General features: G+C 69.5%; 25 protein-coding genes. 17 read left to right on the top strand and 8 right to left on the bottom strand.

All coding sequences use genetic code 11. The features are described 5' to 3' along the window. Positions 1–456: 456 nt before the first annotated feature. Positions 457–744, bottom strand: a complete 288-nt coding sequence (locus StrepF001_RS17575) for a chorismate mutase (RefSeq protein WP_129799219.1) — start codon at positions 742–744, stop codon at positions 457–459. Positions 745–1,049: 305 nt separating this feature from the next. Here StrepF001_RS17575 and guaA point away from each other — a divergent pair, with 305 nt between their 5' ends. Beyond that, positions 1,050–2,624, top strand: a complete 1,575-nt coding sequence (gene guaA, locus StrepF001_RS17570) for a glutamine-hydrolyzing GMP synthase (protein ID WP_129799218.1) — start codon at positions 1,050–1,052, stop codon at positions 2,622–2,624. A gap of 3 nt (positions 2,625–2,627) precedes the next feature. Here guaA and StrepF001_RS17565 read toward each other — a convergent pair whose 3' ends face one another. Beyond that, positions 2,628–3,101, bottom strand: coding sequence for a pyridoxamine 5'-phosphate oxidase family protein (locus tag StrepF001_RS17565; RefSeq protein WP_129799217.1), 474 nt, complete (start codon positions 3,099–3,101; stop codon positions 2,628–2,630). Positions 3,102–3,227: 126 nt separating this feature from the next. Between StrepF001_RS17565 and StrepF001_RS17560 the strand changes: the two genes are divergently transcribed. From StrepF001_RS17560 to StrepF001_RS17550, 3 genes are all read left to right on the top strand, one after another. Further along, the gene (locus StrepF001_RS17560; RefSeq protein ID WP_129799216.1) at positions 3,228–4,022 is read left to right on the top strand and encodes a class II aldolase/adducin family protein; all 795 of its coding nucleotides are present in this window, start codon (positions 3,228–3,230) and stop codon (positions 4,020–4,022) included. 239 nt (positions 4,023–4,261) lie between these two features. After that, a complete protein-coding gene (locus StrepF001_RS17555) occupies positions 4,262–5,551 on the top strand; it encodes a hypothetical protein (RefSeq protein ID WP_129799215.1) in 1,290 nt (429 codons plus the stop codon). A 152-nt stretch (positions 5,552–5,703) separates the two neighbouring features. Next, complete coding sequence (locus StrepF001_RS17550; RefSeq protein ID WP_129799214.1) at positions 5,704–6,228, top strand: DoxX family membrane protein; 525 nt, start codon at positions 5,704–5,706, stop codon at positions 6,226–6,228. Positions 6,229–6,279: 51 nt separating this feature from the next. Here StrepF001_RS17550 and StrepF001_RS17545 read toward each other — a convergent pair whose 3' ends face one another. Both StrepF001_RS17545 and StrepF001_RS17540 read right to left on the bottom strand, forming a co-directional pair. Next, positions 6,280–6,522: a hypothetical protein gene (locus StrepF001_RS17545; RefSeq protein ID WP_129799213.1), complete on the bottom strand. Its 243-nt coding sequence runs from the start codon at positions 6,520–6,522 to the stop codon at positions 6,280–6,282. After that, positions 6,509–8,077: a PspC domain-containing protein gene (locus tag StrepF001_RS17540; protein WP_129799212.1), complete on the bottom strand. Its 1,569-nt coding sequence runs from the start codon at positions 8,075–8,077 to the stop codon at positions 6,509–6,511. Before StrepF001_RS17540 ends, StrepF001_RS17545 begins: the two co-directional genes overlap by 14 nt. Positions 8,078–8,256: 179 nt before the next feature. Between StrepF001_RS17540 and StrepF001_RS17535 the strand changes: the two genes are divergently transcribed. From StrepF001_RS17535 to StrepF001_RS17510, 6 genes are all read left to right on the top strand, one after another. Further along, on the top strand, positions 8,257–9,555 hold the full coding sequence (locus StrepF001_RS17535) for an ATP-binding protein (protein ID WP_129799211.1): 1,299 nt from the start codon (positions 8,257–8,259) through the stop codon (positions 9,553–9,555). Then, entirely contained in the window at positions 9,552–10,292 is a 741-nt protein-coding gene (locus StrepF001_RS17530) for a response regulator transcription factor (RefSeq protein ID WP_129799210.1), read from the top strand. The genes StrepF001_RS17535 and StrepF001_RS17530 overlap by 4 nt, the downstream gene beginning before the upstream one ends. 60 nt (positions 10,293–10,352) lie before the next feature. Then, on the top strand, positions 10,353–11,612 hold the full coding sequence (locus tag StrepF001_RS17525; protein WP_129799209.1) for an ATP-binding protein: 1,260 nt from the start codon (positions 10,353–10,355) through the stop codon (positions 11,610–11,612). Then, the gene (locus StrepF001_RS17520) at positions 11,612–12,307 is read left to right on the top strand and encodes an RloB family protein (protein ID WP_129799208.1); all 696 of its coding nucleotides are present in this window, start codon (positions 11,612–11,614) and stop codon (positions 12,305–12,307) included. The genes StrepF001_RS17525 and StrepF001_RS17520 overlap by 1 nt, the downstream gene beginning before the upstream one ends. A 29-nt stretch (positions 12,308–12,336) precedes the next feature. Next, positions 12,337–15,594 carry an N-6 DNA methylase gene (locus StrepF001_RS17515; protein ID WP_165396295.1) on the top strand — a complete coding sequence of 1,086 codons (3,258 nt, stop codon included), beginning with the start codon at positions 12,337–12,339 and terminating at the stop codon, positions 15,592–15,594. 64 nt (positions 15,595–15,658) lie between these two features. Then, complete coding sequence (locus StrepF001_RS17510) at positions 15,659–16,129, top strand: hypothetical protein (protein ID WP_129799206.1); 471 nt, start codon at positions 15,659–15,661, stop codon at positions 16,127–16,129. Here the strand turns inward: StrepF001_RS17510 and StrepF001_RS17505 are convergent. Then, complete coding sequence (locus tag StrepF001_RS17505; protein ID WP_206306859.1) at positions 16,101–17,042, bottom strand: IS5 family transposase; 942 nt, start codon at positions 17,040–17,042, stop codon at positions 16,101–16,103. The two genes, StrepF001_RS17510 and StrepF001_RS17505, sit on opposite strands and share 29 nt — an antisense overlap. Positions 17,043–17,182: 140 nt before the next feature. Continuing rightward, entirely contained in the window at positions 17,183–17,701 is a 519-nt protein-coding gene (locus StrepF001_RS17500; RefSeq protein ID WP_240797556.1) for an ATP-binding protein, read from the bottom strand. 137 nt (positions 17,702–17,838) lie between these two features. Here StrepF001_RS17500 and StrepF001_RS50095 point away from each other — a divergent pair, with 137 nt between their 5' ends. The 6 genes from StrepF001_RS50095 (at position 17,839) to StrepF001_RS17470 (ending at position 21,478) form a co-directional block, all read left to right on the top strand. Beyond that, positions 17,839–18,099 (top strand): helix-turn-helix transcriptional regulator, encoded by a 261-nt coding sequence (locus tag StrepF001_RS50095; protein ID WP_346656952.1) that lies wholly within the window; start codon positions 17,839–17,841, stop codon positions 18,097–18,099. 15 nt (positions 18,100–18,114) lie between these two features. Further along, a complete protein-coding gene (locus StrepF001_RS17495; RefSeq protein WP_346656951.1) occupies positions 18,115–18,657 on the top strand; it encodes a DUF5753 domain-containing protein in 543 nt (180 codons plus the stop codon). Further along, positions 18,654–18,902 (top strand): DUF397 domain-containing protein, encoded by a 249-nt coding sequence (locus tag StrepF001_RS17490; RefSeq protein WP_129799205.1) that lies wholly within the window; start codon positions 18,654–18,656, stop codon positions 18,900–18,902. The genes StrepF001_RS17495 and StrepF001_RS17490 overlap by 4 nt, the downstream gene beginning before the upstream one ends. Positions 18,903–20,196: 1,294 nt before the next feature. After that, entirely contained in the window at positions 20,197–20,481 is a 285-nt protein-coding gene (locus tag StrepF001_RS17480) for a ribbon-helix-helix domain-containing protein (RefSeq protein ID WP_240797555.1), read from the top strand. Further along, positions 20,478–20,861 carry a hypothetical protein gene (locus StrepF001_RS17475; protein WP_129799203.1) on the top strand — a complete coding sequence of 128 codons (384 nt, stop codon included), beginning with the start codon at positions 20,478–20,480 and terminating at the stop codon, positions 20,859–20,861. The genes StrepF001_RS17480 and StrepF001_RS17475 overlap by 4 nt, the downstream gene beginning before the upstream one ends. Before the next feature lie 155 nt (positions 20,862–21,016). Next, entirely contained in the window at positions 21,017–21,478 is a 462-nt protein-coding gene (locus tag StrepF001_RS17470; protein WP_129799202.1) for a type I restriction endonuclease, read from the top strand. A gap of 70 nt (positions 21,479–21,548) precedes the next feature. Here the strand turns inward: StrepF001_RS17470 and StrepF001_RS17465 are convergent, their stop codons facing one another. Beyond that, positions 21,549–22,604: a C40 family peptidase gene (locus StrepF001_RS17465; protein ID WP_129799201.1), complete on the bottom strand. Its 1,056-nt coding sequence runs from the start codon at positions 22,602–22,604 to the stop codon at positions 21,549–21,551. A 498-nt stretch (positions 22,605–23,102) separates the two neighbouring features. On the opposite strand from StrepF001_RS17465, the gene StrepF001_RS17460 reads away from it, so the two are divergent. After that, positions 23,103–23,456, top strand: a complete 354-nt coding sequence (locus StrepF001_RS17460; RefSeq protein WP_129799200.1) for a hypothetical protein — start codon at positions 23,103–23,105, stop codon at positions 23,454–23,456. A gap of 21 nt (positions 23,457–23,477) precedes the next feature. Here the strand turns inward: StrepF001_RS17460 and StrepF001_RS17455 are convergent, their stop codons facing one another. Continuing rightward, positions 23,478–24,467: a tellurite resistance/C4-dicarboxylate transporter family protein gene (locus StrepF001_RS17455; RefSeq protein WP_129799199.1), complete on the bottom strand. Its 990-nt coding sequence runs from the start codon at positions 24,465–24,467 to the stop codon at positions 23,478–23,480. Positions 24,468–24,695 lie beyond the last annotated feature (228 nt).

Here is a 24,695-nt window from a genome sequence, read left to right as displayed (position 1 = left end):
GTCCCGCACTTCACATAATTCTTATGTGACCTGAGTCACTCACGACGGTCCGGCTGCACACACGCGAAGGGCCCCGCGGGACGGAGCCGCGGGGCCCTTCTTTTCGTCAGCACCGGCGTCAGGGCTGCGCCGGTGCCTGGGAGCGACGCCGGGGGGTTGCGCCGCTGGCCTTGATGAAGCCTTGGACAGTTCCGCCGGTCGGCCCCGGGCGTCCCCGGGGCCGACCGTTCTCTTGGTGACCGGCCTGCTGTCCCCTGCCGTCCGGTCACTTCCCTGGAGCGAGGTCCCACGACGCACGGCACGATCCGTACGTCTCATCGCTCCAGCGAGCCACGCGTGGTTCTTTCGGGCCCGCCCCTGGCTGGCACGGACACCGGGACCAACGAAGCGTCTCGCGCGGCGGTCACGCGCCGTACGGGTGAGAGGCATGCGCACGTGCGTACACGGAACGCCGATTCAGATCCGGCCGCGACACAGTTCGAGCAGGGTCATCGCGAGCGTCGTACCGGGCTTGCCGAGCGCCTCCCGGTAGTGGCCGAGGATCTCCATCTCCCGGGAGAGGTTCACCCGGCGGCCGCCGGAGGTGATCCGGGCCTCCTGGATGACGGCCGAGACGGCCATCCGTTCCTGGATCAGGCCGATGATCCGGTCGTCGAGTGCGTCGATGCGCTCGCGCGCGCCGGTGATCACGTCGGCGGCCTCGGGCGTGTGCGCGCCGGTCTTCTCCGCTGTGGTGGCAGTCATGTCGTGGGCTCCTCGTGGAAGGTGGCCCCGGAACTGACAAGCCCCGGAAAACGCCAGGCGCCCCGGACCTTGTCGGCCCGGGGCGCCTGGGAAGTCGCTTGTCAGTTGCTCAAGCGGCACGACCATGGCAGCCGGCGGGCCGGTTGCCATAGGTAAAGAGGAAGGTCGAGTGCGTGAGCATGGGGTCAGTATGCCGTGACCTCAGGTGACGGCCAACCCTGTTCGCATGTTGAGACGGGAGCCACCTGTGGCAGCCCCGTTAGAATCGGTGGTACAGCCCCTTTCAAGCCGCCGGAAGGCAACCCGTGTCATCAGCGACCCCCGCCGCCCCCGACACCGTCCTGGTCGTCGACTTCGGTGCGCAGTACGCCCAGCTCATCGCCCGACGCGTCCGCGAGGCCCGGGTCTACAGCGAGATCGTGCCGAGCACCATGCCGGTTCAGGAGATGCTCGCCAAGAACCCGGCGGCGATCATCCTCTCCGGCGGGCCCTCGTCCGTGTACGAGGAGGGCGCGCCCCGCCTGGACCGCGAGATCTTCGAGTCCGGTGTCCCCGTCTTCGGCATGTGCTACGGCTTCCAGCTGATGGCCCAGGCCCTCGGCGGCACCGTCGACAACACCGGCGCCCGCGAGTACGGCCGTACCGATCTGCACGTCTCCAAGTCGTCCTCCACCCTCTTCGAGGGCACCCCGGCCGAGCAGGCCGTGTGGATGTCGCACGGCGACGCCTGCTCCGCCGCCCCCGAGGGCTTCACCGTCACGGCGTCCACGGACGTCGTCCCGGTCGCCGCCTTCGAGAACGACGAGCAGAAGCTGTACGGCGTCCAGTACCACCCCGAGGTCATGCACTCCACGCACGGCCAGCAGGTGCTGGAGCACTTCCTCTACCGCGGTGCCGGCCTCACCCCGTCCTGGACGACCGGCAACGTCATCGAGGAGCAGGTCGAGGCGATCCGCGCGCAGGTCGGCGACAAGCGCGCGATCTGCGGTCTGTCCGGCGGTGTGGACTCCGCCGTCGCCGCCGCCCTCGTCCAGAAGGCCATCGGTTCCCAGCTGACCTGCGTCTACGTCGACCACGGCCTGATGCGCAAGGGGGAGACCGAGCAGGTCGAGAAGGACTTCGTGGCCTCGACCGGGGTGAACCTGAAGGTCGTCGACGCCGAGGAGCGGTTCCTCAAGGCGCTCGCCGGGGTCAGCGACCCCGAGGAGAAGCGGAAGATCATCGGCCGGGAGTTCATCCGGGTCTTCGAGCAGGCGCAGGCCGAGATCATCGCGGACGAGGGTCCCGCGGTCGAGTTCCTCGTCCAGGGCACCCTCTACCCCGACGTGGTCGAGTCCGGTGGCGGCACCGGCACCGCCAACATCAAGTCCCACCACAACGTCGGCGGCCTGCCCGAGGACCTCGAGTTCCAGCTGATCGAGCCGCTGCGCAAGCTGTTCAAGGACGAGGTCCGGATGGTCGGCCAGGAGCTCGGCCTTCCGGAGGAGATCGTCCAGCGCCAGCCGTTCCCGGGCCCGGGCCTGGGCATCCGTATCGTCGGCGAGGTGACGAAGGAGCGGCTCGACCTGCTCCGTGAGGCCGACGCCATCGCCCGCGAGGAGCTGACCGCGGCCGGTCTCGACCGGGACATCTGGCAGTGCCCGGTGGTCCTGCTCGCGGACGTCCGCAGCGTCGGTGTCCAGGGCGACGGCCGGACGTACGGCCACCCGATCGTGCTGCGCCCGGTCTCGTCCGAGGACGCGATGACGGCCGACTGGTCGCGGCTGCCGTACGACGTCCTCGCGAAGATCTCCACCCGGATCACCAACGAGGTCCGGGACGTCAACCGCGTCGTCCTCGACGTGACGTCGAAGCCGCCGGGGACGATCGAGTGGGAGTGATCCCTAGGTGCGCTTGATCGTGCGCAGGGTTTCGCCGGGCTTCCAGACCTGGACGACCAGATGGGTGTCGTTCTCGACGTAGGTCCGTACGACCTCCGTCAGCTCGGTGCGGAAGAGGTGGAACGGCTCCGGCGGTTCCACCTCTTCGCCGTACGCGGCCTTCGTCTCGGGATCGTCGACCTCGACCGCCCGCCCGCTGATCCGTACGTCCCCGCCGCCCATCCCGGTGCCTTCTCCCGGGTTCGCCTGGAGCGCGAAGCGCGGGTCGCGGCGCAGGTCGAGCACCTTGCGGGAGTCCGGCATCATGCCGAGCCACAACTCGCCGTTCAGGAACCGCACCTCAAGGCCGGTGGTCCGCGGTGAACCGTCCGTGCGCAGGGTCGCGAGGACGTGATGGGTGAACGCCTTGAAGCGCTCCTCGACGGTCTTCGCGAGGTCGGGTTCGGCGGCGACGAACGATGCCCAGTTTGCTGTCATACGACGAGTGTGCCGCCGAAACCCGACATCTTCTGTCGTGATTCACCTAAGTCGCCGAAGCCCTGTTCTCCTGCGCTGACCGCGGGTAACTTCCGCTCCGTACCGGAACCCAGCGCCGGAGGTCCCATGCCCGCGCCCATCCCGCCCCAGCCCCTGCCCACCGACCGGCTGCAGTTCGCGATGCCGCCGATGTACGAGTCGCTCGACGACGAACGCCGGCACCGCAAGGAACGGCTCGCCGGGGCGTTGCGGATCTTCGGGCGGTACGGGTTCGAGGACGGCGTGTCCGGGCACATCACCGCCCGCGACCCGGAGCACACCGACTGCTTCTGGGTCAATCCGTTCGGGATGCCGTTCAAGCACGTCACGGTGAGCGACCTGGTGCTGGCCAACCAGGACGGGCAGGTGGTCGACGGCCGCTACCACGTCAACCAGGCGGCGTTCACCGTGCACGCCCAGGTCCACGCCGCCCGCCCGGATGTCGTCGCCGTCGCCCACTGCCACTCCGTGCACGGCCGCGCCCTGTCCGCGCTCGGCGACCTGCTCGACCCGATCACCCAGGAGAGCTGCGCCTTCTATGAGGACCACGCCCTGTACGACGCCTACTCCGGTGTCTCCGTCGACCTCGCGGAGGGCCGCCGGATCGCCGCCGCGCTCGGCTCGCACAAGGCGCTCGTCCTGCGTAACCACGGACTGCTGACCGTCGGCGACTCGGTGGATGCGGCGGCCTGGTGGTTCCTGTCGATGGAACGCTCCTGCCAGGTGCAGCTCACGGCCACAGCGGCCGGGCGCCCCGTGCTCATCGACCACAAGTCGGCGGTGGCGACGCGTGAGCAGCTCGGCGGTGACCTGGTCGCGTGGATCAACTACCAGCCGCTGTGGCAGGACATCAGCCGCGGTGAGCCGGATCTGCTGTCGTAGTGTCGTAGCGAACGGTTCCTGGCGTGGGTTCGGGTTCCGTCACGCTGAATGATCTCGGCCTTGCGGAAATTCTCCTGGTCGGGTCAACACGGCGGCTGTCCTTTCACCCGCGCTGACCAGACCTGCTGGACCCGAGCCGGGTTGGCGTAGGGCACAATTCGCTGTCGTCGCACAGGAGTTGTACGACCTGGATGTACGACTCCGTTCTACGGTGATGCGCGGGAAGGCAGGCGTCGGGCGTGGCGGTGCAGGAAGCGAGACAGGACGCGGACGCGAGTGCGCGCGCGGGCGCCCACGGGGGCGGCTGCACCTGCGGGGACTGCCCGCACGGGGCGCGTACGGGACACCGGCGGGCCGTCGCCGAATTCCTGTTGAAGCGCGATCAGTTCGCGGCCGGGCAGGGTCTGCCGGCGGCCGTGGCCCACTCGGTCTCGGCCTCCCGGCAGTGGGTCTCCGAGGAACTGACCCAGTCCGCGGCGGACGTCGCCGAACGCGGCCGGGCGGAGGGCGAGGCCTGGCTGGCGCGCCTGTGGCGCCGTACCGCCTGCGTGGCCTGGGCGCTGGTCCTGCTGTTGCTGCTGATGCAGTCGCTGACCGCGATCGGCGCGGGCTGGACGACGGCCCGCACGGCCGGGCTGTGCGCCGCCCTGGTGGTGGCGGGGGTGCTGACGGCGGCTTCCTGGTTCCACCGGACGCGCGGCGGGGTACTGGCCCCGGTCATCGGCGAGGACAACCGCCTGTCCACCTCCCGTGCCGTGGCCGCACTCTGGGTGCTGTTCGTCGCCTACGCGGTGCTCGTGCTGGCGGGGCAGCTGGCGGCGGCCGCCGCGCCCGCCGAGCGCGACGCGCTGATCGCCGGGCTCGAACTCGCCCGCGGCGCCGGGGTGGTGACCGTCCTGGCCGTCACGTGTGCGATTGCGGTACTGGTGCGGCGGGTGGTCGGCCTGCGCGTCCTCGGGCAACGGCTGCAGAAGGTCCGCGCGGACCGGCCGAGGGCTGCCGACCTGCTGACGGACGATTCGGGGCGCGGCACCTTCGCCGACATCCAGTACGTCGTCATCAGCGCCGTCGCCCTGCTCTTCGCGGCGGTACGGCTGGCCCGCCGCCCCGACCAACTGCCCGACCTGCCCTGGGGGCTCGCGGTGGTGGTGCTGGTGTCGGCGGCCACCTACCTGGCCGGCAAGTACGCCGAGGGCGGCCGCCCGGTCGTCCTCTCCGTCGTCCGCGCCCGCGAGGCCGGTGACCTGGACGCACCGATCCGCACCGGCGAGGACATCGAGATCCGCGGCGCGGGCTTCGTCCCACCAGGTGCCGACGGTGCCGACCGCCTGTCCCGGATGGTGGTCCGCATCGGCGCGGTCCACGTCCACGTCCCCCTCGTCCCCGTGGCCGGCGGCTTCAGCAACCCCACGGACAGCCTGCTGACCGTGCCCGTGCCGGCGGATGTGGAGCCCGGACGGGTGGAGGTACGCGTGGTCACCGCGGCCGGGGTCGAGACGAATGCGTATGCGATCGATGTGACGGAGTGACAGAAGGGCCGACGTCCCCGCCAAGAGCCGGGCGTTGCTGCTGAGGCCAGTTCACCGAAATCCGGCCGGAACGCGATTGAGCCGGTCCTCCCTTGCGTACGTATCGTCTGATGAGGGCCCACGGCACGGCGTCCGAGAGGCGGCTATCAGCGATGACTCACGGTATTCGTATGGACACGCACACCCCCCATCTCAACGGCGACCGCGACTGGCGGGACACCGCCACCCGTTACGCCCTGCTGCCCCTGCGCATCTTCCTCGGCGTCACTTTCATCTACGCCGGCCTCGACAAACTCACCGACAGCGCCTTCATGAAGGACGCCGGTTCCGGCTCCATCGGCGACATGATGCGCACCGTGCGGGATTCCTCGGCCATCCCGGCGTTGGTCGACATGGCACTGGAGAACCCCGTCGCCTTCGGCTACGCCATCGCCTTCGGTGAACTCGCCGTCGGTATCGGCACCCTCCTCGGCCTCCTCACCCGCCTCGCCGCCCTCGGCGGTGCACTGATCTCCCTCAGCCTCTGGCTGACGGTCAGCTGGGCCTCCGACCCTTACTACTACGGCAACGACCTCCCCTACCTCATGGCCTGGCTCCCCCTCGTCCTCGCGGGCGCGCCCATGCTTTCGCTGGACGCGGCACTCCGCTCCCGGCGACGCCGACGGGCCTATCGGTAGGCCGACTTTCGAGGCCGGGCGGTACCCCGGCCGCTCAAACGACCGGCACTGTCAGCGGGGCGCGTCGACGGGCGTGTCCTGCCGGGGGGCGCGGTCCGTTCCGCGGCGCCGGCGTATGGCGCGGCCGGCCATCCCTGCGATCCCGGCGAGGCAGAGGCCGCCCACGACCACGGGGATCACCACGAACCACGGTGTCTCCCAGGCGCCGCCCGCGTCACCGGCGTAGATGACGCCCGCGACGGTGACGAAGAAACCGGCGACCAGCCTCCCGGGCTGGAACTCATGACGCAGCACGGCTCACCTCCACCTGTCCGACGCCCACATGGAGGTCCAGTTCGACCGTCCCCGCGCTCCTGGTGCCCGAGGTCGGCTTCAGCGTCACCTCCTGGTACCTGCCCGGCTGCACATCCACGTCCTGTGTCCTCTCGCCCGGCAACTGGATGTCACCCAACCCCACGTCGATGCTCGCCTTCACGGTCACGTCCGGCGGGACGATCACCAGCAGCCGACCGGCGCCCACATCGGCGTCCGTGGACACCGTCTGGCCCTTGGCCGGGTTCAGCCGGGTCAGGTCCAGGGTGCCGACGCCGGTGCCGAGGTCGTAGGCCGGCGCCACGTCCGCCACTGCGGCCGGCCGCCAGGTCGTCCGTACCCACTCCGTGCCGATCTCCTTGGGCAGTGTCGCTGCCCCGGCCAGCAGGCCCGCGGTGATGACCGCCAGGAAGATCGACCCCGCTCCCGTACGGCCCAGGAACGCGCTCACCGCGATGCCCAGACCGATGACCGCCAGCGCGCAGGCCAGGCCGGTCTGCAGACTGGTGCCCAGCGGCTGCTCGTCCCAGGTCGCGCGGGTGCCGAGGGCACCGGCGAGCAGGGCGAACAGGAAGACCCAGCCGCCTATCCAGCGCGGGCCGCGCGGTCTGGGGGGCGCGGGGCGCGGGATGCGAAGGTCCTCGTGGCCGCTCCCACGGGTGCTGATGTTGACGGCCGCCGCGATGTCACGGTCGCGGGATTCGTGCGGTCCCCAGAGGTAGCCGGTGCCTCCGACATGCGTGCCGTCCTTGACGATCGGGTCGCGCCACCAGGACGGGTAGGCGGCCGCAACCGGGGGAGCCTGGGCCTCCGGCGGCGCGTCGGCGGCCGCCTGGGCGGCCAGCGGGTCGGGGTCGGGGGCGCCGCGGCGCTGCGACCAGTACCCGGCGCCCGCGAGGAGGAGGGACAGCACGACGGCGAAGGTCAGCACGCCGCCGTTGTTCAGCATCGTCAGGAAGACACCGCAGCCGACCAGCGCGAACAGCACCGCCGTGAGCGCCTGCCCGTCGACACGGCCGGTCAGGAGCTTGTGCACCTCGTTCTGGTCCTCGTCGTCGTACGGGACGAAGAGCCAGGCGAAGCCGTAGAAGATGAGACCGAGACCGCCGGTCGCGGCGAGCACCGCGAGTGTGATCCGGAAGATCACCGGGTCCATGTCGAACTGCCGCCCAAGACCGGCGCACACCCCGGCGAACACCTTGTGCCGTCGGTCCCGCCGGAGCCTCAGGGGCGGCTCGGACACCTCGGCATCCTCGGGCGCTCCGGCAGCGTGAGGCGCTCCGGCGCCGCCGGTCGTCGTCTTCCCGTTCATGTGCCCGGTCCCGCTCGTCTCTCCTGCCGCGCCGGCCCCTTCGTCGGGCCTGCCCGGCTGTCCGTCCTCGCCCTGCGTGCTCGTCTGCTCGGGTGCGCCCGCGCCGTCGTGCGCGCGCGGTTCCTCACCTGTGCCCGTCGCGGGCGCCGCGTCGGACGGGGCGGCCGCTGCGGGCAGGGCATCCGCGTCGGGCACGGCGTCTGCGGCGTGCTGGTGATCAGTCATGAGTCCATGGTGACGGGCGAGCCGCCGTGGCGGGAGTCGGAATGACCCTGGCCGGACCCTGATATCGCCCCTGAGCCGACGCCGGGGAGGCGTTCGACGGACCGGCCCGTCGAAGATCAGGGGAGTCTCGGGGGTCGACCCTGATGCTCCCGCCCGCCGACCGTGTGACCATCGATGGCATGCCGGAAGCCGCAACCGCAGCAGCGCCACTCACCGAACCGCGGCCGCCGCGCAAGCTCTACCGCAGCAGTGACGGACGCTGGCTCGGTGGCGTGGCGCGGGGGCTCGCCGGGCACCTCGGCCTGCCCGTGATCTGGGTACGCCTGGTCTTCGTCGGCCTGTTCATGGCCGACGGCCTCGGCGCGCTGCTCTACGCCGCGTTCTGGTTCTTCGTGCCGCTCGGCGTCGGTGGCGTCGAAGCACAGAAGCCACCGTCCTTGGTCACCACGGAGACCTCTCCCGACGGCCGGCGCAAACTCATGGCCCGCAAGCCGGACAAGGGCCAGATAGTCGCCCTGCTGCTCATGGTCGTCGTGGCCATGGTCTTCGTGGGCAATGTCAACCTGGGCACCGGCGCCCAGGCCTACCTCTGGCCGACCGTGCTCGTCGGCGCGGGCGTCGCCCTGGTGTGGCGCCAGGCCGACAACGCCCGCCGGGCCCGCTGGGTCGAGGTCGGCCGCCGCAAACGCACGCTCACGCTGCTGCGCGCAGTGGCCGGCGTCCTGCTGGTCACGGCCGGTGTCACCGGCATCTTCGTGCTGCAGGGCTCCGCAGCCCACCTCGGCTCCGTCCTGCAGGCGGCTCTCGCGGTCCTCGTCGGGATAACGCTCCTCGCCGGCCCCTACCTCGTGCGCATGACCCAGGACCTCTCCGAGGAGCGTCTGATGCGCATCCGCGCCCAGGAGCGGGCGGAGGTCGCCGCCCATGTCCACGACTCCGTGCTGCACACCCTGACCCTGATCCAGCGCAACGCGGAGAACGCCGGCGAGGTGCGCCGCCTCGCCCGCGCCCAGGAGCGCGACCTGCGCACCTGGTTGTACAAGCCCGAGGGCACCGGCAAGGACGAGGCCGACGAGCCGACCGCCCTCGCCGACGCGGTGCGGCGCAACGCCGCCGAGGTCGAGGACAAGCACGGCGTCCCCATAGAGGTCGTCGTGGTCGGCGACTGCCCGCTCGACGAGAAGATCGGCGCACAGATGCAGGCCGCACGCGAGGCAATGGTCAACGCCGCCAAGTACGGTGGCGAGGGCGGCGCCGTGCAGGTCTACGCCGAAGTCGAGGGGAAGACGGTCTTCGTGTCCGTGCGGGACCGCGGACCCGGCTTCGACCTCGACTCGATACCCGCCGACCGCATGGGCGTCAGAGAATCGATCATCGGCCGCATGGAGCGCAACGGCGGTACGGCCCGGTTGCGGGCGGTGCCGGGCGGCGGCACCGAGGTCGAGCTGGAGATGGAGAGGGCGGAGAAGACGTCATGAGCGACCCGACCGAGGCGAACGGCACGGCAGGGGAGGCGGCCGCGTCCGCTGAGCCGCCGGGCAGCGGTGCCGGGCGGCGTCACGTGCGCGTGGTGCTCGTCGACGACCACCGGATGTTCCGCACGGGAGTCCAGGCCGAGATCGGACAGACCGAGCAGACCGGCGTCGAGGTCGTCGGCGAGGCCGCGGACGTCGACCAGGCGGTCACGGTCATCACCGCGACCCGGCCCGAGGTCGTCCTGCTCGACGTGCACCTCCCGGGTGGCGGCGGGGTCGAAGTGCTGCGCCGCTGCGCCGCGTTGATGGCCGACGCCGAGCAGCCGGTCCGTTTCCTCGCCCTGTCCGTCTCGGACGCGGCGGAGGACGTGATCGGTGTGATCCGGGGCGGCGCCCGGGGGTACGTGACGAAGACGATCACGGGTACGGACCTGGTCGACTCCATCTTCCGGGTCCAGGAGGGCGACGCGGTCTTCTCACCGCGTCTGGCCGGCTTCGTCCTCGACGCCTTCGCCTCCACCGACGCCCCGCCGGTCGACGAGGACCTGGACCGGCTCACCCAGCGTGAGCGGGAGGTCCTGCGCCTTATCGCCCGTGGCTACGCGTACAAGGAGATCGCCAAGCAGCTGTACATCTCCGTGAAGACGGTCGAGTCCCACGTCTCGGCGGTCCTGCGGAAGCTCCAGCTCTCCAACCGGCACGAGCTGACGCGGTGGGCGACGGCACGACGGCTGGTGTGAACGATCGGTAGGCGCGTATGCGATCACCCGGTTACTCTGTGTGCCAGAAGGGAGGGCTGCATGCTGCTGCGGTTCCGCACGGCGAACGTACGGTCGCTGCGCGACGAGCAGGAGCTGTCCTTCGTTGTGCCGCCAGGTGAGGAGCCCGAGGCGGCCCGCGCGATCGAGCTGTCCGACGGCAAGCAGCTGCAGGTCTATCCGGTCCTCGGCGTCTTCGGGGCGAACGCCTCCGGGAAGTCCAATGTCATCACGGCGCTGAAGAAGATGCGAGAAGCGGTTCTGAACTCCTACGGACCCTGGACCTCGTACACGGGTGTCCCTGACCGTGACCCCTTCGCCCTCGACGCCGAGTCGGCAGCGCAGAGCACGTTCTACGAGGTCGATTTCGTCCTGGATGACGGCGTGCGCTGGACCTACGGGTTCGAACTCGGCGACAGCAGAGTCGAGTCGGAATGGCTCCACGCCTACCCGAAGGGACGGCGTCAGGTATGGCTGGACCGTGACGCCTCACGGGAGCACACCTACGACTTCCCCGGCGATCGAGTCCAAGACCGGGCCCGCCTGGCGCGCTCTACGCGTCCCAACGCTCTGCTGCTCAGCAGGGCGGCAAGCGACAACCACCCCCAACTGTCCAAGATCTACTCCTGGTTCAGGTCGAATCTCTGGGACATCACACCCGAGACGGAGCTCAGGGAGCGTGAGGCCTACACCGCGCGGCAACTGTTGGACGAGCGGACCAGGGACCGCGTACGAGAGCTCCTCAAGGTGGCCGACCTCGGTATTCAGGGAGCCGAGGTGGAGCGGCAGCCGGGTGGGACGGCGCTCAAGTGGTGGCTGCTGCACGGCACCGACGGCGGTACGGCCGTGGCCCTGGACTGGGAGCAGGAGTCGTTCGGCACGCGTTCCTGGTTCGCGCTCATTGGCCCGCTGCTGCTGGCCATCGACAGCGGTGCCGTCCTGCTGATCGACGAGCTCGACGCCAGCCTGCATCCGCGGTTCGCGTCGGAGGTGGTACGCCTCTTCCAGGCGCCCTGGTCCAACAGGGCCAACGCTCAACTGCTGTTCACCTCGCACGACGCGTCGCTGCTCAAGACCCCGAGGGGCGGCCGGTCCCTGGAACCGGGCCAGATCTGGCTGACGGAGAAGGACAAGCGCGGGGCGACGGAGCTGTATCCGCTGAGCGACTTCAACCCCGGCCCAGAGGAGGACTTGGAGGACTCCTACCTCGCAGGCGCCTACGGAGCTGTTCCGAAGGTCGACCAGGGCCAGATCGGACGCATGGTGCTCATGGCACTGACAGGGGAGGCAGAGAGTTCCTGATGGCAAGGCGCAGGGGACGGGACGATCTGGTACGTGTCAAGAAGACGAAGGAACTCCGCCGGGAGGTGTACGTCTTCACGGAAGGTGAGGTCACCGAGCCAAGCTTCATCAGCTTCGTGACGCACAACGGCACTCGCAGGACACCGCATAAGATCGCCTGCACGGTCGAGAATCGCAGTGCGCCGACCAAGCGTCGCAAGCCTCTTCCGCTCGTGGAGGACGCCATCCGGAAGTGGGACGAGGTCCAGCGCGCCGCGAAGAAGGCCGGCATCGAACCCGAGCACTGGAACTGGCCGCAGGTGTGGTGCCTGTTCGACCGCGATCAGCACGAGGACATATCCACGGCCTTTGCCAGAGCCAAGAAGGCGAAGCTGCACATTGCGTACTCCCACCCCTGCTTCGAACTCTGGCGCCTGCTGCACTACCAGGACTACACGAGCAGCTTCGGCGGAGTGTGCGACAAGGCGGCGGACAGGCTGCGCCAGCAGCCGGGGTTCGTGCAGACCTATCCAAAGGACAGGTTCGAGCCCAAGAGGGTCATGCCCGCGCAGCTCACCGGCCGGTACAAGACCGCACGGCGCTATGCGCAGGGCACCGTCGCGCGACACGGGGGCCGACCGGACCAGAACACCTGGGACGCATACACGGACATATGGAAATTCGTCGAGGACGGGCTGGACGTCGTCGACTACTAGAAGGCCAGACATCACAGGGGGAGCCGTACGTGGCCAAGCTCACGCTCGCGCAGTGGGAGCGCCATCTCTTCGCCGCCGTCGACGTTCTGCGCGGCGCTGTGGACGCTGCCGACAGCCGCGACCTCGTCTCCGTGCTGCTGTTTCTGAAGCGCGTCAACGACCGGTTCGAGGCGACCAGGGAAGCGATCGTCCGGGAGTGGCTGGCGGCGGGCGACAGCGCCGGGGATGCGGAGCGCGAGGCCGAGCGGCAGGAGCCGTACATCGAGCGCGGTGTCCTCTTCGTCCCTCAGCGGGCGCGTTGGGAGCAGCTGACCGGAGACGTCTACGACGGGGCTGTGGCACGCCTCCAGCACGCCCTCGACGCGCTCGAAGCGCAGGACGCCGCGCTGTACGGCCTGTTTGCCCATGTTGACGTCCGCCGTACAGCCGTCGTCGAGCAGCGACTCACAGCGCTCATCGCGCACTTCGACCGCATCCGGTTGCGCGACGAGGACCTCGAGTTTCCGGACATGATCGGTGCCGCGTACGAGTACCTGATCAAGAACTTCGCGGACTCCGCTGGCAGCAAGGGTGGGGAGTTCTACACACCCCGCCCCGTCGTCCGCCTGATGGTGGAACTGGCGCGCCCGGAACCCGGCATGCGTGTCTACGACCCGTGTATGGGCTCCGGCGGAATGCTTCTCCATGCCCGGGAGTACATCGATGAGCACGGCGAGGACCCCGACGACCTGCTGCTCGCCGGGCAGGATGCCAACAGCGGCTCCTGGGTCATGGCCACCATGAACATGCTCTTCCATGGCGCCAAGCACTTCTCCCTGAAGACCGGCGACAGCCTCACCAACCCCCTCCATCCTGAGCGCGACTTCGACCTCGCGCTCAGTAATCCGCCGTTCTCCATGAACTACAGGTTGTCCGAGATCCCTGGCCTTCCGGAGCGGATGCCGTACGGCCTCGCCCCGGAGCGCGGCAAGGCCGACCTCATGTTCGTCCAGCACATGCTGGACATGGTGAAGCGGCGCGGTGGCTCGGTGTTCACCGTCGTGCCCCACGGAGTCCTGTTCCGCGGCGGCCGGGAGAAGGAGATCAGGGCGAGGATGCTGGAGGCCGACCTGATTGAGGCGGTCGTCGGCCTCGCGCCGAACCTGTTCTACGGCACCGGAGTCCCGGCCTGCGTCCTCGTGCTCCGAGCACCGGGCCGGAAGGTGCCCGCGCGGCGCGGCAAGGTGTTGTTCATCAATGCCGACCGCGAGTTCCATGCGGAGCGCGCCCGGAACGTCCTCCTCCCCGAACACATCGCGAAGATCGCCTCCGCCTTCCACGCCTTCGAGGACGTCGAGGGCTTCGCACGGGTCGTGTCCAGCGAGGAGTTGCGTGACAGCGACTCCAACCTCACCATCCGCCGGTACGTCGACAGCACACCGCCTCCGGAGCGGCAGGACATCAAGGCCTACATGGAGGGCGGAGTCCCGGTCGTCGAGATTGAGGACAGCAGGTCCCTTCTGGACGCGTACGGCATCGAGGTGGCGGACCTGTTCGCCGTACGCGCCGACGACCCCGCCTACGTCGACTTCCGGCCATCGGACGAACAGCCGGACCTGGCAGCACTGGCCGAACTCGCCCACGGACGCGAGCAGCAGTTGTGGGTCGCCGTGGAGGACTGGTGGAAGGCCGAGGCGGAGCAGATCGCGGCACTGCTACCCACGGCGGACGACGACCGCACGGAACCCGGGCGCAAGGCCCAACTCGCCCAGCTGCGCCGGACAATGACCGAATCCCTGGTGCAGCGGCTGCTTACGGTCGGCCTCCTCGACCAGTACGCACTGGGCGGCGCGGTGATCGGCTGGTGGCACGACGTGAAGAACGAGCTCAAGGTGCTGTCGGCAACCGGTTTCGCCGGCGTCGTGGACGGCTGGGTGGAGACGGTCGAGCGGATGCTGGTCCGGGAAGGGGACCCCCTCACGGGCCGGTCCAGCCCACGTACGGTGGCGGAGCGGCGGCAGGCGTACCAGCACAAGGCGGTCGCGGCCCTCGTACCGGAGTTCCTGGAAGAGCTGGCCCGGGCGGAGAGAACGTACGCCGATCTGACCGCAGAGGCGGCGGAGGCGGAGAAAGCGCAGGCACAGGCCCTGGCCGAGACCCCGGGAGAGCTAGGGGAGCCCGATGAGACAGGCCCTTCGGCGGCGCCGGCGTTCGACGAGGCCGGAAGGCGTGCGCTCAAACGGCAGCGGACCGAGGCCCGGAAGGCGATCACTCTGCTGGAGGAGGAGTTTCTGGCGCGACTGGAAGGCGCGCGTCGTGCGCTGGCCACGGTGGACGGAGAGCGGGACGTCGTCCTCGACACCCTGCGGAACACGCTGTCGAGCAGGCTGGAGGAGCTGGTCGCGGGACGGCGGCAGGAGCTCGTCCAGGCGTACGAGAGATGGCAGGAGAAGTACCGGCTGTCGTTCCGGGAGATCGACAACCAGCTGTCCGACGGCACGGTCCAGAACAACCCCTGGTCACAGCGGCGCGCCTGGAACCTCACGGCGAACAGTGCGCGAACCGCCTCCGGGCGGCAGGAGATCGTGGCCGCCGTCCATGAGCTGATCGACGCGGAGAAGACCGTCGAAGGAGCGCTGGCCAAACTGGAGTTCGCCGCACTGTGGGGCCCGCTCGCGCTGTTGGACCCCAGCGCGGCGGGGGAGGACGGAGCGGCACGTCGGCCGCTGCGTGACGTCCTGGTGTCCGCGCAGGGCGGGAACTGGGCCCGCGCCCGCGAGTCGGACGGCGGGATCCCGGTCATCGGCCTGGGCAATCTCTCCGCGGGAGGGATTCACCTTGACCCGTCCCGGCTCCGCCGTATCGACCTGGGGTCCGCCCGCCAGGCTGGCGCCCTGCTGGAGCCAGGAGACGTGCTGCTCGCCGCCGTCAGGACGGATCACGGCTTCCGGGCGGCGGTGTGGCAGGGACAACTGGCCCTCGCTACATTCGGGGCCCAGGTCATCCGCCTCAGGCCCAGGGCGGATCTGCTGTCGTCCGACTATCTGGCGGCATGGCTGCGGCTGCCCCGCGCGCAGGATCGTATCTACGAGGTGGCACGGACCTCGGTGAACGACATGACGGTCCTCAACGCGGCCCGGCTGCTTGACGTGGAAATGGAGCTGCCGAGCAGAGTGGACCAACGGGAGTTCGAGAAGCAGGCCGAGACGCTGCACGAGCAGCAGCGGGTACGTCAGCGTCAGTTGGCCAAACTAAGACGCCATCCGCTTTCCGAACGTGATCTTTTGGTTCGGGGTGGGCGGGCATGAACTCCGTTCGGTGGCGGGAGAGATGAGCGTGTTCGTTGGCTCGTCTCGCTCGTGGAGGTGGCTGGTGTCGTCGGTGCTTGGTCTGCTGGAGGCCCGGGAGAAGAAGGTCCGGGAAGAGGTCGCGCGGTTGCGGGAGGAGGCTGAGCGAGTGCAGGCCGCGCTCAGGGAGGCAGAACGCACGCTTCAGCGGCTGGCGGATGCCCGGATCACAGTGGCCGAGGTACTGGCCGAGCCACCCTCCGCGGTTGCGGAGCCGGTGCGCAGCGCCGTGGCGGGGTCCCTGGTGCCGCACCGGACCGAGGGCATGGCGGCGTCGGTCCTCGCGCCGGACTACCAGCGGATTGTGTCGGTGCTGGAGTCGGAAGCGGGACAGGCGGGCATGCGCTGCCAGCAGCTGGCCACGGCTCTGGGGCTGGAGGCGGTCCCTGCGAAGGTCGAGGGGCTGCGGTCGAAGGCGAAACGCCTGGTGGAGCGGGGATGGGCCCTCCAGGTGCGGCCCGGGGTGTTCACCGCGCTCGCGGTTCCGGCCGGCTGAAGCCACCTCGGCGGCGTCCGGCCAGGCGACCGCTCATGAGCATGGTCATCGACCACAGCACCATGGCCTCGTGCATGGCGGGCAGCGTCTCGACATCGCGCACCAGGCGACGCGAGCGCATCAGCCAGCTCAGCGTTCTCTCCACCACCCACCTGCGCGGGAGCACCACGAAGCCCGTGGTGGTATCGGAGCGTTTGACGATGTCGAGGGTGAGCTGGAGCTTCTCGGCCGCCCAGTCGACGAGCCGGCCTGCATAGCCGCCGTCCGCCCAGACGAGGCGGACGGAGAAGTACAGCTTGCGCAGCCGTTCCAGCAGCGGCACTGCGGCGTCCCGGTCCTGCACGCTCGCCGCGGTCACCAACACCACCAGAACCAGGCCGAGGCAGTCGACCGCCAGGTGCCGCTTGCGGCCGCCCACCTTCTTCCCGCCGTCCCAACCGGATGTCGAGCGCGGGATGTTCGCCGCCGCCCGCAGTGACTGCGAGTCCACGATCGCCGCACTCGGGTCCACCGTGCGGCCCTCCTTCTGCCTGACGCGGTCCCGCAGCCGGTCGTGGAGCTCGGCGAGCAGGCCCGTCACCTGCCAGCGGCGGGCGAAGGCGTGCACCCGTCGATACGGTGGGAAGTCCGTGGGCAGGTTGGCCCACTTGACTCCGTTGTCGACGACGTAGCGGACTGCGTCGATCATCTGCCGGTGGCAGAAGCCCTCCGGCCGCCCGCCCCGCCCCTCCAGCCAGGCCGGGACCGGCAGCACCGCCCGGACGACCTGCCACTCCGCGTCCGTCATGTCGGAGACGTAGCACGGGGTGCGGTCCGGCCGGTCTGCAGCATTGCCGAACCTGTGCGCGAGGCAGTCACACGACGGGGAAGGCGAGTTGGACTCCACACCCGCGAGCGCGAAAGACTGCGACAACAGGGCCTCCTGGTGATCGGTTTGGTTCGCACCCCCGAGCTACCAAGAGGCCCTGCTGTCATGCGCCGGTTCTCGCGCGATCACCCGAACAGGAACCCTGTTCGACCAAACCAGCCCCGTGATCGATAAGCGGATGGCGTCTAAGACTGATCAGAGAAGCGTTGACGCATGCTCTCACCGTCTGACCCCGTCAGACGGGGACGCGGTTCGCACGGTTGGCGGTGAACCAGCTCGAACCAGACCGTCTTGCCGAAGCCGACGGTACGAGGCTCCGCGCCCCACTCGTCCGCCAGCGAGGCCACCAAGGCCAGGCCACGGCCGGATTCGTCGTTCAGTGAGGCGTCTCGTGGTGTTGGCAGCGTGTCGTTCGCGTCCGCCACCGAGACGCGAAGGCGGTCAGCATCCAGGACGCAGCGGGCCCAGATCTCGCGGCCGGGGGAGACCTTCGCGTGGCGGTACGCGTTCGTCATCAGCTCGCTGAGCAGGAGCACCGCCGTTTCCGTCACCTCGTCCGGGAGCTTCCAGGACGAGGCCTGTTCGCGGAGGAGGGTTCTGGCCCGGCCCACGCTGCGGGCGTGGCGGGGGAAGCGCCACTCGATGTCCTGGGGGATTGCGGAGGGGGAGGGGTAGGGAACGGGGCCTCTCGATGACATCGGCATGCGTGTGCGGTTCCTTGCGTGTGATTCTCCGTCATTTGCCGAGATCAGGCTGGTGGTTGGCGCCTAGCCTCGGGAGTATCGGCTTGGGTACACAGCGTGCTTGTACACGGTGTGTCGACGGGAGGGCGGATGAGCGCGTGGCCTCGGGGGAGTCTCAGCAGGCGCAGCAGAACTGGCGGTACTGCGGTGGGCAGATCAAGCTGTGGCGGGAGGAGGCCGGGGTCAGTCGCCAGGACCTGGCCAACGAGGCCGGCTACGACTACGAGTACATCAAGTCGATGGAGTGTGGGCGGCGGAGGCCGACGCTCAGGTTGTTGCAGGCAGCTGATCAACTGTGCGGTGCGAGAGGGAAGTTGATCGCTGGGCACGAGCACTTGAAGCCGGAGCCGTTTCCGTAGCGTACACAGCACTACGTGCTGGTGGAGGCCGAGGCGATCACAGTGCAGTGGTACGAGCCGATGCTGATCCCAGGGCTGTTGCAGACGGGGGAGTATGCGCGGGAGTTGATCGGTAACGACTGCCCACCGCTCGATGAGGAAACGGTGGCGGAACGGGTCGCAGCGAGGCTCAAGCGACAGGAAAAGCTGACCAGTAAGCCGCTCGCGCTCTTCAGCTTCGTCGTCCATGAGGCCGCGCTACGCGCCGTGGTCGGCGATGAAGGGGTGATGCGCAGGCAGCTTGAGCACCTGCTGGAGGAGGGGCAACAACGCAACGTCTCGATCCAGGTGTTGCCCTTCAAGTCCGCCCCGCCGGCAGCGCTCAGCGGGCCAATCGTGCTGGTCGAGACAGCCGACCACGAGCAGTATGCGTTCGCCGACGGGCAGGAGACAGGCGCGCTGTACGGCGGTGGGGACAAGCTCAGCATCCTCACTCAACGGCATGGCATGATCCGTATGCAGGCGCTTAGCGTTGAGGAGTCTGCCCGGTTCATCAAGAAATTGGCGGAGGAGCTATGAGCGCCGAACTGTCGTGGTTCAAGTCCAGCTACAGCGACTCGTCGGGCAGCGCCTGTCTCGAAGTCGCCTACACCTGGCGCAAGTCCAGCCACAGCAGCGACTTCGAGGACGCCTGCGTGGAAGTCGCCGCCTGCCCTCACACCGTCCATGTCCGCGACTCGAAGCTCGGCGCTCGAAGCCCACGCTTCGCCGTCCCCGCCGGAGCCTGGACCGCGTTCCTGGCGTACGCCTCTCGGGAGGCCTGAGCCTCGGGCTCCGGGCTGCGAGACTCGAGCCCCTTTTCCAAGGAACGGGCGGAAAGACTCAACCCACCCTCCCTCCTCTCCCAACGCCTCAACTGCCGTGCAGGCCTACGCACGTGACTTTTCGTGATCGGCTTGCGACGCGCCGTCGCGACCGTCTAGCGTTCGCGGCAACAAACAACCCCGGTCGGGTGCTACCAACACCCGCCGGGGTCTCACCTCAAGATCGGATTGGGCGATCTCGTGGCTTACGAAAACTCTAGCGCTGCTCTGCTGTCGCTCGCAGCGCATCCCATGGCCAAGCCCGGCTACGGCAAGCGTTCCGCCCCGGACCAGCTGCCTCCCCGGCCCGGTGACTTCGATCACCTCCCCGCCCGTGAGGCGTACCTCGCGAGCCTGCTCGACCAGCTCTTCGAGAACGCGGCCATGGACGCCAAGACCATCGCCAAGGCACAGCCCCTGTACGGCCAGCAGGCCGTCCGCTCCGCGCTCAACGAGCTCGGCAGGGTGGGGCACCTGCGCCGCGTACGTCGTCGTATTGAGCCCTGTGAAGGCGAGAGCGGAACCCGCTGGGTCTTCCACACCTACTGGTCACGGACCGCGCGGGACAACGAATGGTGGGCCCGGTTCCTCGACGGTGACGTGACCTCCGAATCGCCCACCGAGACGCTGCCGCCCTCATCGCCCGAGGCCGCCCCCACCGACGTACCAGCGCAACCCAAACCGTCACACTCGCCCGGCGACCCCCACCTCTCCACCGCCTACATCACCCTCGCCCGACTCGGCCTCCACGACCCCCGCCTGGCCCTCTCCTCCGCCGACTGCTCCGCCCTGGAGCAGTTGGCCGCCGACTGGCTGGCCCGCGGAACCACCCCCGAGCGCCTGACGCAGGTCCTCGTCGCCGGCCTTCCCGACCAGGTGCACTCACCTCGAGCATTTGTCCGGCGCAGGCTCGTCGACAAGCTGCCTCCCGAACTGCCCACCCCCGAAGCCCGCGCACCCGCACCCTCATGGAGTGCACCAACTGCGGCGTACCCGGCCGACCAGAAGCCTTGCCCGGAGGCCTTTGCCGTGCCTGTGATGGTTGGAACGGGCTCGCCCCCGAAGGGCCGACGGGGATGTCACCCGCAGTCGTACGCGCTTTCGCCGCTCAGATCCGCGCCTCGATCCGCGCGCCGCAGCGGACCTGATTCCGCCACCCCTCCGGCGGCCGGTGCACTCCCGTACGCAACCTGCCGCCCTCCACGCCCTACCCGCAATAGGAGTACCTCCGATGACTATGCGATACCCTCGCATCATGGCACCCAAGAAGCCGATCTCCGTCACCCTCGACCCCGAAGTGCTCGAGGAGCTGCAGCGGCTTGTCGAGGCAGGCGAGGCCTCGTCTCTGTCCGCCTTGATCAACGAGACCATGCGCAGCCGCGTCGAGCGGCAGCGGCGTGCCGAGCAGGCGCGGCAGTACGTCGAGGAGAATCTGCTGGGCGGGCGGCCGCTGACAGACGAGGAACTCGTTGAGGCGCGCGGCATGCTGGCCGCGAGCAAAGCCCGCTCCGACGCCCGCCGCAGGGGCGCGGCGGCGTGAGCGACGGAATCGTCCTGGACCATCACGCCCTGCTGGCCTTGGGGCGGGGGCACCGCGTGCTGTCCGGGTTTATTGTGGCGGCCCATGAGGATCCGCTCTACACGGTGATCGTCCCGGCTCTGTGTCTGGCTGAGGCGACGAGGAGCCGCCCCGGCATCGCGACCCATCTGGCGCAGCTTCCTGCAGTGGAGGTGGCGTCGATCGACCGGATCGTCGCCGACACCATGGGGCGGATCGCCGCCTCGTTCTTCCCTGAGCAGGGGTGGCCGATCCTGCACGCTGCTGCGGTGAGCATGACCACCGGCTGGGAGGTCGCCACCTTGGAGGCCAAGGAGTATCACGGCCTCGGCGCGCCTTTGCTGCCCGTGACAGGAGCGTGAGTTCTTCCCCCGCCCCATATGGACTGGCTTCCGTAGATCAGCGTGTGGCCTGCCATCTCCCCACTTTGTTTTCGCTCCGCCCGGCGCAGAATGGAACAACCCAGAACAGATCAGAGCAGTCGGCGGCAGGGGCACATGGGGAGAGACGCGAGCGCATGGCACGGGGCACGGTCGAGCGGGACGAGGTCGAGCAGCCGATCATCGACCAGTTGAAGACGATGGGGTGGCAGCACATCCACGTCGACCAGCTGAGGGTCCGCGCCGCCGATGGGGCGGACATCCTGCTCGACCTCGTCCTCTTCGTCAACGGCATCCCCGTCGCCGTCGTCGAGTACAAGAGCCCGGACCGCAAGGACCCGATCGGCTCCGCCATCCAGGATCTTCGGGCCTACGCCGGGGTGTCGTTGGACGACACGCGGGAGCCGCACGACCGGTCGAGCGGAGTGCCCGAGTTCTTCGCACCTGTGCAGTTGCTCGTCGCCGCGAGCGGATCGGAGGCCGCTCTGGGCACGATCACGTCGAGTGGACTCTTCTCAGGTGCGCCATCCCGGACTGTGATGCGAGGAAGATGGAGCTCGACGACCTTGGTCGACGGTTGTGGCTCGGGCAGATCGTAGAGACGGGCACTGCCTGAGAACAGCAGCTTGGTGAGCCCTGTCGATGCTTCATTAGCAGCGCCGGACTCCCTCACACGACCCGGGTCGCCCCCGCGAAGGGCATCTCGTCGATCGGGGCCAGCCGTACCGGCGCCGAGGGGTTCGGGGCGTGGATCATCTGGCCGTTGCCGACGTAGATGCCGACGTGACTGATGCCGGAGTAGAAGAACACCAGATCGCCGGGGAGGAGTTCGGAGCGGGAGACGCGGCGGCCGGCATCGATCTGGGCGTAGGTGGTGCGGGGCAGGGAGACACCGGCGGAGCGGTACGCGGCCTGGATCAGGCCCGAGCAGTCGAAGGCGTCCGGGCCGGTCGCGCCCCAGACGTAGGGGCTGCCGAGCTTCTGGTAGGCGTACGAGACTGCCGCCGCGGAACGGGAGTTGGGTGCCGCGGCCGTGGCGGAGAGGCTGTCGCGTCCGGGCGTGGCGGCCCGCGAGGCGCGGTCCGTGCCCTCGCCCTCCGCGAGTCGCGCCCGCTCCTCGGCCGTCAGCCGGGACAGCAGCCGCCGAGCCGCGTCCAGCTTCCCGGTGATGGTCTTCTTGTGGCGTTTCAGCTCGGCCTGCCGCGACTGCAGTGAGGTCAGCTCGACGCGGGCGGCGCCGCGCAACTGCTCGATCTCGCGCAGCTGTCTGCGGACCCGCGCCACGGCGGCGGACTGCCGGTTGCCCGCACGTTCGGCGAACGTGGCACCCTCGAGGTACCGGTCGGGGTTCTCGGAGAGCGCGAGTTGCAGCGCAGGGTCGAGGCCACCGCTCCGGTACTGCGCCGCGGCGAACGAACCGAGCGCAGCCCGCGCCGAGTTGAGCTGCTCCTCCTTGCGGGCGGCCTCGTCCTGCAGCGACTGAAGCCGTTCCTCCGCCGTCTTGGCCTTCTCCTTCGCCCCGTTGTACTTCTCGGTGGCGACCTCGGCCTCCTGGTACAGCTTGTCCACCTTGGCCTTGACCTGCCCCGGCGTCAGCTGCGGCTCGGCGTGCCCGATGCTGTTGACGCCGGTCGCGCTCGCCGCTCCCGCGATAGCGATCGTCGCCGCCGTACGGGCCCTGGTTCCGCCCGCCGAGCGTTGTCGGGGCTTGCGATGCGCTGCCACTGGACTGCACGTCCTTTCGTACGACTCGGACGACCTGGACGACCGCTGGTCCGTACGGCCACCGGGCGGACCGTGCTGACCGCTCCGATGCGGTCTCCGCGTCCGGCGGCGCCCCGCGCAGGGGGAGTGGGGCCGCCGCCGGACCTTCTCGGCGGAGGTGTCCGGCTGCCGCCCCTGGCCCGGACGGCGGTGGGGAGCCGGTCACCTGATGCAGGACGCTAGACCTGGGTGTGTCGGACCGGTAACGCATTGTGCGGAACTGACATGAGGGGACCGCGGGGCGACCGGATATGACCGTGATCCCGATCCGTGGCCGTCGCCTTCACGCAGCGCGATGACCGATGTGCGATTTACGGGGCATGCGTGCATGCGGAGGTGCTATGGCGCGCATATATGCATCCGCGTCCCGCGTCCCGCGTCCCAGGCCGCCGGCCGCCGGGCGCCGGGTCGGCAGGCCGGTGCCGAGTGGTGCCCGGGCCCTGATTAGGCTCCGGCTCCATGGACGTACTCATCAACCTCTTCGTCGGCCTGCACATCATCGGCATCGCCGCCCTGCTCGGCGGTTTCTTCTCCCAGATGAAGGCGATGGGTGAGGGCACCGCCCGATTCGGCCCGGGGATGCTGCACGGTGCGCTGACCATGCTGGTCACCGGTGTGATCCTGGTCGGTCTCAACCAGGCCGACGACCAGTCCGTCAACAACATCAAGATCGGTGTGAAGCTGGCTCTGCTGATCGTGATCCTCGGTCTCGTCTACGTGAAGCGGGACGAGGAGCAGGTGGACAAGGGTCTGTTCGGCCTGGTGGGCCTGCTGACCACGGCGAACGTCTTCATCGCGGTGCTCTGGACCTGAGCCCCGGCCGAGGGCCGCGGCTCACGGTCCGGGGTGCCCGGGCGCCGTGGGGCGTACGGCCTCCCGGGCGGCCGCGACCGCCCCGACCGCGACCGCGAGCCACGCCGCCACCGCGATCCACAGCAGCATCTCCCCGGGCCACTCGAGCCATGAGATGTTGACAGCGGCGGCGACAGCCAGGGCCGCCACTGCCGCCATACCCATCGAAAAGACCGTGGACCAGCGGCGCACGTCGTGGCGCAGACGCGGCCGGACCACCTCGCCGGCGAGCAGTACGGCGTACCAGCCCAGGCCGAGGACCAGCAGGGCGACGGTCACGGTCCGCAGGACGCCGCTGTTGTCGTCGTTCCAGAGGTACAGGCCCGGTCCGTCGGCGGCGATGAGCTGGGCCCCGGCGAGCGCCGAGATCGCCGCCGCGCCGCCCGCGACCCACTGGTCCCCCGGCCCCTCGATCACCTGCCGCAGATCGAAGCGGGCCAGGGCGAGGCCGTACAGCACGAGGCCCAGCCAGAAGAGTACGAGCGCCGCACGTGCGAGCCACGCCGCCGATTCGGCCTGCGCGAGGGTCGCACCGAGCACGGCGAGTCCCTGTGTCGCCACCGTCCCGAGGAACACCGCCCCTGGCATACGCCGCCGCTGCCGGTGCCGCACGACGGGCACGAGCAGCACCGGCCACAGCAGCGTCGCCAGCGCCAGCAGCGCCGCGGCCAGGGGCTGCCGGTCCAGCGCGGAGAAACGGGTCCCCAGCACGGCGGTCGCGGCGACGGCGGTGAGCACCGCCGGTGTTCCCGCCTCCGTCATCCAGCGCTCCTGCTGCCGCAGCAGCCGTGTGACGACGTCCGCCGCCAGGGCCAGCCATGCCGCGCAGGCCGCCACGAGGAGGATCCGGGACAGGACCTCGTAGCCCGTCAGATGCAGGCCGACCGAGACGGTACCGGTCGCCATGACGGCGGCCCCGGCCGCCGGCGGATGCTGCGCCCACCAGGCGCGGAGGGAGGAGGAGCCGGGCATGCGCCGATGCTAAGGAGCCCCCTGCGCCGCGTGAGCGGGCCACGCGCGCGGGCACGTGGAAAACCACGCGGGCGCGCGGCAACGGGCTCACACCGAGCGTGGGCCGTTTCGGCGGGCGCGCGAGCCTGCAGGCGCGCCTCTCGTACGCGCCTGCCTGACAGCACCCCCACGCGCGCGTGCCTGCGAAAAACGCCACCACGCGCGCGTGCCCACGGAAGTCCCCCCGGG

The sequence above is a fragment of the Streptomyces sp. F001 genome, assembly GCF_004187715.1.
GTDB classification, from domain to species: Bacteria; Actinomycetota; Actinomycetes; order Streptomycetales; family Streptomycetaceae; genus Streptomyces; species Streptomyces flavusporus.
The sequence above is the reverse complement of the archived record's forward strand: the minus strand, read 5'-3'. Positions and strand labels throughout refer to the sequence as shown.